This window comes from Streptomyces flavofungini (genome assembly GCF_041028215.1).
Lineage (GTDB): Bacteria > Actinomycetota > Actinomycetes > Streptomycetales > Streptomycetaceae > Streptomyces > Streptomyces flavofungini_B.
This window is the reverse complement of the sequence record NZ_JASKYR010000322.1, coordinates 1-8,772: the sequence shown is the minus strand read 5'-3', so window position 1 is coordinate 8,772 and position 8,772 is coordinate 1. Positions and strand designations below refer to the sequence as shown.

Here is an 8,772-nt window from a genome sequence, read left to right as displayed (position 1 = left end):
AGGTGATCGTGATGCCGAGCTGGGTGCCGGAGAGCTGGAACGACAGCTCCTTGAGGGCACTGACGACCGTACGGGCCCGGCGGTCGCCGTCGGCCGCGGCCTTCTCCGCGTCGGGCCGCTCCACGGTGACGAGGCCGAACTCGGCCGCCACGAAGAAGCCGTTGGCGAGGATCAGCAGGAATGCCGCCCCGAGGAGCAGCAGCGGGACTGTCATGCCGCCGCCCTCCGTGTCGTGCGGGTCCCGGTGTGCCGGGAGGGGGCGGCGCAGGTACTACAGGACGATCCGTCCATCGCTGGAGGGAGTCACTCCTCGGATAGCAGGAGCCCCCGGGGGCCGCGCGGGCCCGTCAGGAGCGGGGCGGCACAACGGGCCGCCCCGCCACCAGGTTAATCAGGTCCGGCCGGGATGCGTCAGTCCCCTTGCGGCGCGCGGGCCTCGGTGAGTGCGCGCAGGGCGCGGGCGTCGGCGATCGCCTGCTGCCTGGCGATGCCCGGCTGGATGCCGAGGACGGGCAGGCTGGTGCCGTCGCTGAGGTTCAGGAAGACCCAGGGGTCGCCGGGGCGCAGGGTGACCTGCACGATCTCCGCCCACTCCAGGCGGCGGCTGGTCGCGATGTTGACGACGCGCACCCCGGACTCCTCCGCGACGACCTTGGGCCTGCTGAGCAGCACGAGCACGCCGAGGAGGAGCGCGCCGGTGAAGACGAAGCTGGTCCGCTCCCCCGGGCTGAGGCTGGGCAGCAGGAAGGCGATCACCGTGAGGACCACGAACATCGCGGCGCCCGCGCCGAGCAGGACCGCCCGGGTCCGCCGGGGCCGGAAGGTGACGGGCAGGGCGGGGAGCCCGGCGGACTCGGTGTGCTCGGTGTGCTCGGACATGGGGTGGTTCTCCTGCCGGATCAGAGGCGACAGGCGTGGATGGCGGTGGTCAGGATGGCCCGCGCGCCGAGGGCGTACAGGTCGTCCATGACGCGCTGGGCCTCCTTGGCGGGGACCATGGAGCGCACGGCGACCCAGCCTTCGTTGTGCAGCGGCGAGATGGTCGGCGACTCCAGGCCCGGGGTGAGGGCCACGGCGCGCTCCAGGTGCTCGGCACGGCAGTCGTAGTCCATCATCACGTACGACCGGGCGACGAGGACGCCCTGGAGGCGGCGGAGGAACTGCTCGATCTTGGGCTGCGCGGGGTCGGAGGTGTCGGCGCCGGTGCGCCGGATGACGACCGCCTCCGACGTCATGATGGGCTCGCCGAAGACTTCCAGGCCCGCGTTGCGCAGGGAGGTGCCGGTCTCGACGACGTCCGCGATGACCTGGGCGACGCCCAGCTCGATGGCGGTCTCGACGGCGCCGTCGAGGTGGACGACGGAGGCGTCGACGCCGTGCTCCGCGAGGTGCTTGGCGACGATGCCCTCGTAGGAGGTGGCGACGGTCTTGCCCGCCAGGTCCTCGACGCTGTCCGCGGTGCCCGGCCTGGCGGCGAAGCGGAAGGTGGAGCGGGCGAAGCCGAGCGGCAGGATCGGCTCGGCGCCCGCGCCGGAGTCGACGAGCAGGTCCTGTCCGGTGATGCCGAGGTCGAGGCGGCCCGCCGAGACGTAGATCGCGATGTCCTTGGGGCGGAGGTAGAAGAACTCGACCTCGTTCCCGGGGTCGACGAGGACGAGTTCCTTGGACTCCTTGCGCTGCTGGTATCCGGCCTCATGGAGCATCGCCGACGCAGGTCCGGACAGTGAACCCTTGTTGGGGACGGCGATGCGCAGCATGAGGTCGGATTCCTTCGCGTGAGGCGTCGTGGAGGCGTGACGGGTGGGTGTGGGACGAGCCGGGTGCCGGAGGCGGCTCAGAGATGGGCGTACACGTCGTCGAGCGAGATGCCGCGGGCGACCATCATCACCTGGACGTGGTAGAGGAGCTGGGAGATCTCCTCGGCGGCGGCTTCCTTGCCCTCGTGCTCGGCGGCCATCCAGACCTCGGCGGCCTCCTCGACGACCTTCTTGCCGATGGCATGGACGCCCTTGTCCACCAGCTCGGCGGTGCGGGAGGTCGCGGGGTCGCCGTTGGCGGCCTTGTGCTGGAGCTCGGCGAAGAGCTCCTCGAAAGTCTTCTTGGACATGATGCCGTTCACTCTACGCGCCCGCGTGGCCCCGCTCAGCGCCAGGGCTCGGAGACGGTGCGCAGCGTGGTGGCGGTGGCCACGGCCGCGGTGACCGCTTCGTGCCCCTTGTCCTCGCTGGAGCCCTCGATGCCCGCGCGGTCCAGCGCCTGCTCCTCGGTGTCGCAGGTCAGCACGCCGAAGCCGACGGGCACTCCGGTGTCCACGGAGACCTGGGTGAGGCCCTGCGTCACGCCCTGGCACACGTACTCGAAGTGCGGGGTGCCGCCGCGGATGACGACGCCGAGCGCGACGATCGCGTCGTAGCCGCGCCCGGCGAGGACCTTCGCGACGACCGGCAGTTCATAGCTGCCGGGCACGCGCAGGACGGTCGGCTCGCTGATGCCGAGCTCGTGCAGGGCGCGCAGGGCGCCGTCGACGAGGCCGTTCATGACCTTCTCGTGCCACTGCGCGGCGATCACCGCGACCCGCAGGTCGCCGCAGTTCTTCACGCTCAGTTCGGGTGCACCCTTGCCGCTCACGCGCTTCTCCTGGTCGCTCTCGTGGTGTGTTTACTGGTTGCCGCAGGCGGAGACGCCGGGGGCGTCGAGCCAGGGCAGGTCGTGGCCCATCCGGTCCCGCTTGGTGCGCAGATAGCGCAGGTTGTGCTCGCCCGCCTTGACGGGCATGGGCTCGCGCCCGGTGACCTTCAGGCCGTGCCGCAGGACGGCGTCGGTCTTGTCGGGGTTGTTGGTCATGAGGCGGACGCCGCGCACGCCGAGGTCGGCGAGGATGCGGGCGCCCGCGCCGTAGTCCCTGGCGTCGGCGGGCAGGCCGAGTTCCAGGTTGGCGTCGAGGGTGTCGCTGCCGCGCTCCTGGAGTTCGTAGGCGCGCAGCTTGGAGAGCAGGCCGATGCCGCGCCCCTCGTGGCCGCGGAGGTAGACGACGATGCCGCGGCCCTCCTCGGTGATGCGCTCCATGGACGCCTGGAGCTGCGGGCCGCAGTCGCAGCGCAGGGAGTGGAAGACATCGCCGGTCAGGCACTCGGAGTGCAGCCGGACCAGGACGTCCTCGCCGTCGCCGAGGTCGCCGTGGACGAGGGCGACGTGCTCGACGCCGTCGACGGTGGAGCGGTAGCCGTAGGCGGTGAAGTCGCCGAAGGCGGTGGGCAGGTGGACCTCGGCCTCGCGGCGGACGGTCGGCTCGGAGGAGCGGCGGTAGGCGATCAGGTCCTCGATGGAGATGATCGTCAGGCCGTGCTTGCGGGCGAAGGGGATGAGCTCGGGCAGCCGGAGCATCCTGCCGTCCTCGCCCGCGATCTCCACGATGGCTCCGGCCGGGCGCAGGCCCGCGAGGCGGGCGAGGTCGACGGCGGCCTCGGTGTGGCCGTTGCGGGCGAGGACGCCGCCGGTCCTGGCGCGCAGCGGGAAGATGTGCCCGGGGCGCACGAAGTCGTCGGCGGTGGCCTCACCGCCCGCGAGGAGCCGGAGTGTGGCGGCGCGGTCGGCGGCGGAGATGCCGGTGCTCACGCCGTGCGCGGCGGAGGCGTCCACGGAGACGGTGAAGGCGGTGCTCATCGACTCGGTGTTGTGCTCGACCATCTGCGGCAGGCGCAGCCGGTCGAGCTCCTCGGCCTCCATGGGCGCGCAGATCAGGCCGCGGCACTCGCTCATCATGAAGGCGACGATCTCGGGGGTCGCCTTCTCGGCGGCCACGACGAGGTCGCCCTCGTTCTCGCGGTCCTCGTCGTCGACGACCACGACGGGACGGCCCGCCGCGATGTCGCGGATGGCCTGCTCGACGGGGTCGAGGGACAGGTCCGAGACATCCTCGTCGTGTGCTGTGCTGTACCAGACGGGCGCCGATGTCATGCCGGGGCTCCTTCCATGACGGGCTGAGAGGCCGCCGCGCGGGAGCGCAGCCACCAGTCGCGCATGCCCCACAGGACGAGGGCGAGATAGACGACGTACACGAGGCCGGAGAAGGCGAGGCCGCTGCTGAAGGCGAGCGGCACGCCGACCACGTCCACGAGCAGCCAGGCGAACCAGAACTCGACGAGACCGCGGGCCTGGGCGACCATCGCGGCGAGGGTGCCGACGAAGATGTAGGCGTCCGGCCAGGGGTTCCAGGAGAGGTCGGGGACGGCGCTGAACAGGGCGCCGACCGCGAGCGTGCCGACGGCGGTGCCGCCGAGCAGGACGCCCCGCTCCTTCCAGGTGGCGAACCGGATGGCGATGGAGCCGTCCTGCGCCTGCTGCTTGCCGCGCGTCCACTGCCGCCAGCCCCACAGCGCGACGCCGATGACGAGGAGCTGCTTGCCGACGCCGCCGGAGAGCTGCGCGGAGGCGTAGGCGGCGACCAGGATGACGCCGGAGAGGAACTGGGCGGGCCAGGTCCATATCGAGCGCCGCCAGCCGAGCGCGAGGGCGATGAGGCCGACGGTGTTGCCGATCATGTCGGACCACAGGATGTGCTGGTCGAAGGCGGTGAACGCCTCGGAGTTGAGCCAGTTCACTGGGTGGCCTCCTGAGCCGGGGTGGCGGCCTCCTGACCGGGGGCGTGGGCGCGGTCGCCGATGAGGCGCTCCACGTACTTGGCGATGATGTCGACCTCGAGGTTGACCGGGTCGCCGGGCTGCTTGATGCCGAGCGTGGTCAGCGCGAGGGTGGTGGGGATCAGGCTGATGGTGAAGAAGTCGGGGCCCGCCTCGACCACGGTCAGGCTGACGCCGTCGACGGTGATGGAGCCCTTCTCGACCACGTAGCGCGCCAGTGCGGCGGGCAGGGAGACCTTGACCAGCTCCCAGTTCTCCGACGGCTCGCGCGCGAGGATCTCGCCGGTGCCGTCGACGTGGCCCTGCACGATGTGCCCGCCGAGGCGCGCGCCGACGGAGGTCGGCCGCTCCAGGTTGACGCGGGAGCCGGCCGTGAGGACGCCGAGGCTGGAGCGGTTGAGCGTTTCCGCCATGACGTCGGCGGTGAACTCGTCCCCGGTGTGCTCGACGACCGTGAGACAGACGCCGTTGACCGCGATGGAGTCGCCGTGCTTGGCGCCCTCGGTGACGACGGGGCCGCGCAGGCGGAACCGGGACGCGTCGGGGAGGTTCTCGACGGCGGTGATCTCGCCCAGCTCTTCGACGATTCCGGTGAACACGTCAGTGCTCCTTCGCTACGAGGGTCGCGGTGATCCGCAGGTCGGGTCCGAGGCGTCGGGTCTCGCTCACGTCGAGCCGCAACGCCTGGGTGATGCTGGTGATTCCGCCGCCCGTGAGAGCTGCGGGGCCCGCGCCGAGCAGGACGGGGGCGAGATAGCCGACGACGCGGTCGACGGCGCCCGCGGCGACGAAGGCGCCGGCGAGCGTCGGGCCGCCTTCGAGGAGCACGGAGCGCACCCCGCGCGCGTAGAGGACGCCGAGCAGGGCGCGGATGTCGAGGCCGCCCTCGGCGCGCGGCAGCCGTACGGTCTCGGCGTCGCTCCGCGGCGGTACGCCGTCGGCGACGGCGAGCAGGGTCGGCGCCGCACCGTCCAGGACGCGGGCGCCGGGGGTGACGGCGGTGCCGCGGGTGTCGACGACGACGCGCAGCGGCTGGACCGCGTCCGGGACGCCGCGCACGGCGAGGTGCGGGTCGTCGGCGCGCTGGGTGCCGGAGCCGACGACCACGGCGTCGCACTCGGCGCGCAGCCGGTGGACGTCGGCGCGGGCCTCGGCGGAGGTGATCCAGCGGCTGCTGCCGTCGGCGGCGGCGATGCGGCCGTCGAGGGTGGCGGCGTACTTCCAGGTGACATGGGGGCGGCCGAGCCGTACGGCGGTGAGCCAGGCGGCGTTGCCCGCGGCGGCCTCGGCCTCGTGCAGGCCCTGGGCCACGGAGATCCCGGCCGCGCGCAGGGTCGCCGCGCCGCCGGTCGCGGTGGGGTTCGGGTCGCCGACCGCGTAGACGACGCGGGCGATCCCGGCCTCGATGAGGGCCTGCGCGCACGGCCCGGTGCGGCCGGTGTGGTTGCAGGGTTCGAGGGTGACGAGGGCGGTGCCGCCGCGGGCCCGCTCACCGGCCGCGCGCAGGGCGTTGACCTCGGCGTGCGGGCCGCCCGCGCGCTGGTGCCAGCCCTCGCCCGCCATCTCGCCGGAGGCGTCGAGGACGACACAGCCGACGACGGGGTTGGGGCTGGTGGAGCCGAGTCCGCGCGCGGCGAGCGTGACGGCTCGCCTCATGGCGGTCGCTTCGGCTGCGGCGGTGGCCACCGGGTCCTCCTGCCTCTTCGGGCACGGACTCCGGGGCTGTCGAAAGACGACACGTACGGGCGACGGCACCTGGCGCGTCGCCGCTGACACCTGTTCCGGGAAATCCCGGCGACCGGCTCCCGGGAAATCCCGAGAACCGCCCCCGGCCTCGTACGGAGGCCAGGAACAAGCCATTACGACGGCGTGCGTGAATGCCCGCCCGCCGCGCACTGCCTCCCATCCGGACTTTCACCGTCGGTCCAGGAATTTCACCTGGTCAACCGGTCGCTGGAGGCGACCGGGTCGCGGACTGTAACCGCCGGTTCGGAATTACACCGACCCCGGAGTGCGCTGCTTCTGGTACGAGGTCAGTGTGCCACGTCTGATCGCGGCACCGCCGGGAGACCGCCTGTGGGCTGGCTCACAAGTTCGAGAGTGAACCAACTTTGGTCCAGACCTATTGACGCTCTGGTCTAGTCCTCTTAATCTCTGCGTCACCTCAGAGGAGCGGGAGCCGACGGTGTGCGCACACCGGGCCCCGGCACGTTTCACGTCTTCGCCCGTGTGTTCCGCCCCGTTCGCGCACCACCCCCGTACCTGGAGGTTCTCCCATGCCGTCCCTCACCCGAGCGAGACCCACCCTGCTCGCGACCGGCACCGCCGTCGCCGGACTGCTGCTCGGCATGGTCTCCGGCGGCACCTCGCACGCCGCCGACGACGCGTCCTGCCGCCCCGACGGGCTGTACCAGACCCCGGGCGTCTCCGTGCCCTACTGCTCGGTCTACGACAGCGAGGGCCGCGAGAAGATGGGCGCCGACCACCAGCGGCGCGTCATCGGCTACTTCACCGGCTGGCGCACGGGCAAGAACGGCGAGCCCGCCTACCTCGCCCCGGACATCCCGTGGGACAAGGTCACCCACATCAACTACGCCTTCGGCCACATCGACAAGGACAACAAGCTGTCCGTCGGCTCCGACAGCGAGAAGAACGCCGCGACCGGGATGACCTGGCCGGGCGTCGCGGGCGCCGAGATGGACCCGTCGCTGCCGTACAAGGGCCACTTCAACCTCCTGAACAAGTTCAAGAAGCAGCACCCGAACGTCAAGACGCTGATGTCGGTGGGCGGCTGGGCCGAGACCGGCGGCTACTTCGGCGACGACGGCAAGCGCGTGAACTCCGGCGGCTTCTACTCGATGGCGACCAACGCCGACGGCTCGGTGAACCAGGCGGGCATCGACACCTTCGCGGACTCCGCGGTCGCGTTCATCAAGAAGTACGGCTTCAACGGCGTCGACATCGACTACGAGTACCCGACGTCGATGAAGGACGCGGGCCACCCCGCGGACTTCGGGATCTCCAACGCCCGGCGCGGCGGACTGGTCAAGGGCTACGCGGCGCTCATGAAGAGCCTGCGCGAGAAGCTCGACAAGGCGGGCGCGGCCGACGGCAAGCACTACCTGCTCACCGTGGCGGCCCCCTCCTCCGGCTATCTGCTGCGCGGCATGGAGACCTTCCAGGTCCAGAAGTACCTGGACTACGTCAACATCATGTCCTACGACCTGCACGGCGCCTGGAACGAGTACGTCGGTCCCAACGCCTCGCTCTTCGACGACGGCAAGGACGCCGAGCTGGCCGCGGCCAACGTCTACGGCAGCCAGCAGTACGGCGGCATCGGCTATCTGAACACCGACTGGGCCTACCACTACTTCCGCGGCTCGATGCCCGCGGGCCGCATCAACATCGGCCTGCCGTACTACACCCGGGGCCACAAGAACGTGCAGGGCGGCACCGACGGCCTGTGGGGCAAGGCGGCGGCGAGCAGCTGTCCCGCCGGGTCGGGCCTGACCAAGTGCGGTGACGGCGCGGTCGGCATCGACAACCTCTGGCACGACAAGGACGACAACGGCAAGGAGTCCCCGGCGGGCTCCAACCCGATGTGGCACGCGAAGAACCTGGAGAAGGGGATCGTCGGCGACTACGTCACCAAGTACGGCTTCCCCGCCGACACCAAGCTGACCGGCACCTACGCCCGCAAGTACGACTCCACGCTGGTCGCCCCCTGGCTGTGGAACGCCGAGAAGAAGGTGTTCCTCTCCACCGAGGACGAGACGTCGGTGGCCAAGAAGGCCGACTACGTGGTCGACCGCGGCATCGGCGGCACCATGGTCTGGGAGATGGCGGGCGACTACCGCTGGAACGCGGCCAAGGGCCAGTACGAGATCGGTGACACGCTCACCTCGCTGATGTACGACAAGTTCAAGGCCGCCAAGCCCTACGGCGCGAAGGTCTCGAACAAGGAGCTGCCCGCCAAGGCGGTGAACATCGGCGTCGAGTTCGGCGACTTCAAGCTCGGCGACTCCAACTACCCGATCACCCCCAAGGTGAAGATCACCAACAACACGAAGACGACGCTGCCCGGCGGCACGGAGTTCCAGTTCGACTACTCCACCTCGGCCCCCGGCAACGC

General features: G+C 71.0%; 10 protein-coding genes and 1 riboswitch. Of the genes, 1 reads left to right on the top strand and 9 read right to left on the bottom strand.

Features of this window, described 5'->3' with window-relative positions:
* From AB8Z36_RS22020 to ribD, 9 genes are all read right to left on the bottom strand, one after another.
* A partial coding sequence (locus AB8Z36_RS22020) for a CNNM domain-containing protein (RefSeq protein ID WP_369215079.1) occupies positions 1-214 on the bottom strand: 214 nt, incomplete at its 3' end.
* Positions 215-411: 197 nt separating this feature from the next.
* Entirely contained in the window at positions 412-879 is a 468-nt protein-coding gene (locus AB8Z36_RS22015; RefSeq protein WP_369215078.1) for a PH domain-containing protein, read from the bottom strand.
* Between the two features lie 20 nt (positions 880-899).
* A complete protein-coding gene (gene hisG, locus AB8Z36_RS22010) occupies positions 900-1,757 on the bottom strand; it encodes an ATP phosphoribosyltransferase (RefSeq protein WP_369215077.1) in 858 nt (285 codons plus the stop codon).
* Positions 1,758-1,834: 77 nt separating this feature from the next.
* Positions 1,835-2,107: a phosphoribosyl-ATP diphosphatase gene (locus AB8Z36_RS22005; protein ID WP_135330016.1), complete on the bottom strand. Its 273-nt coding sequence runs from the start codon at positions 2,105-2,107 to the stop codon at positions 1,835-1,837.
* Positions 2,108-2,142: 35 nt separating this feature from the next.
* On the bottom strand, positions 2,143-2,628 hold the full coding sequence (gene ribH / locus AB8Z36_RS22000; protein ID WP_369215076.1) for a 6,7-dimethyl-8-ribityllumazine synthase: 486 nt from the start codon (positions 2,626-2,628) through the stop codon (positions 2,143-2,145).
* 30 nt (positions 2,629-2,658) lie between these two features.
* Positions 2,659-3,957: a bifunctional 3,4-dihydroxy-2-butanone-4-phosphate synthase/GTP cyclohydrolase II gene (locus AB8Z36_RS21995; RefSeq protein WP_369215075.1), complete on the bottom strand. Its 1,299-nt coding sequence runs from the start codon at positions 3,955-3,957 to the stop codon at positions 2,659-2,661.
* Complete coding sequence (locus tag AB8Z36_RS21990; protein WP_369215081.1) at positions 3,954-4,541, bottom strand: nicotinamide mononucleotide transporter family protein; 588 nt, start codon at positions 4,539-4,541, stop codon at positions 3,954-3,956. The genes AB8Z36_RS21995 and AB8Z36_RS21990 overlap by 4 nt, the downstream gene beginning before the upstream one ends.
* Positions 4,542-4,597: 56 nt before the next feature.
* Positions 4,598-5,239 carry a riboflavin synthase gene (locus AB8Z36_RS21985; protein ID WP_369215074.1) on the bottom strand — a complete coding sequence of 214 codons (642 nt, stop codon included), beginning with the start codon at positions 5,237-5,239 and terminating at the stop codon, positions 4,598-4,600.
* A gap of 1 nt (position 5,240) precedes the next feature.
* Complete coding sequence (ribD, locus tag AB8Z36_RS21980) at positions 5,241-6,296, bottom strand: bifunctional diaminohydroxyphosphoribosylaminopyrimidine deaminase/5-amino-6-(5-phosphoribosylamino)uracil reductase RibD (RefSeq protein WP_369215080.1); 1,056 nt, start codon at positions 6,294-6,296, stop codon at positions 5,241-5,243.
* Positions 6,297-6,528: 232 nt separating this feature from the next.
* Positions 6,529-6,659, bottom strand: a riboswitch (FMN riboswitch).
* A gap of 257 nt (positions 6,660-6,916) precedes the next feature.
* Between ribD and AB8Z36_RS21975 the strand changes: the two genes are divergently transcribed.
* On the top strand, positions 6,917-8,772 hold a 1,856-nt coding region (locus AB8Z36_RS21975), incomplete at its 3' end, for a glycosyl hydrolase family 18 protein (protein ID WP_369215073.1).

Coding starts and splice junctions, on each gene's coding strand:
- AB8Z36_RS21990 (WP_369215081.1), bottom strand. CDS start 4,541: ATGATCGGCAACACCGTCGGCCTCATCGCCCTCGCGCTCGGCTGGCGG.
- hisG (WP_369215077.1), bottom strand. CDS start 1,757: ATGCTGCGCATCGCCGTCCCCAACAAGGGTTCACTGTCCGGACCTGCG.
- ribD (WP_369215080.1), bottom strand. CDS start 6,296: ATGAGGCGAGCCGTCACGCTCGCCGCGCGCGGACTCGGCTCCACCAGC.
- AB8Z36_RS21995 (WP_369215075.1), bottom strand. CDS start 3,957: ATGACATCGGCGCCCGTCTGGTACAGCACAGCACACGACGAGGATGTC.
- AB8Z36_RS22015 (WP_369215078.1), bottom strand. CDS start 879: ATGTCCGAGCACACCGAGCACACCGAGTCCGCCGGGCTCCCCGCCCTG.
- AB8Z36_RS22005 (WP_135330016.1), bottom strand. CDS start 2,107: ATGTCCAAGAAGACTTTCGAGGAGCTCTTCGCCGAGCTCCAGCACAAG.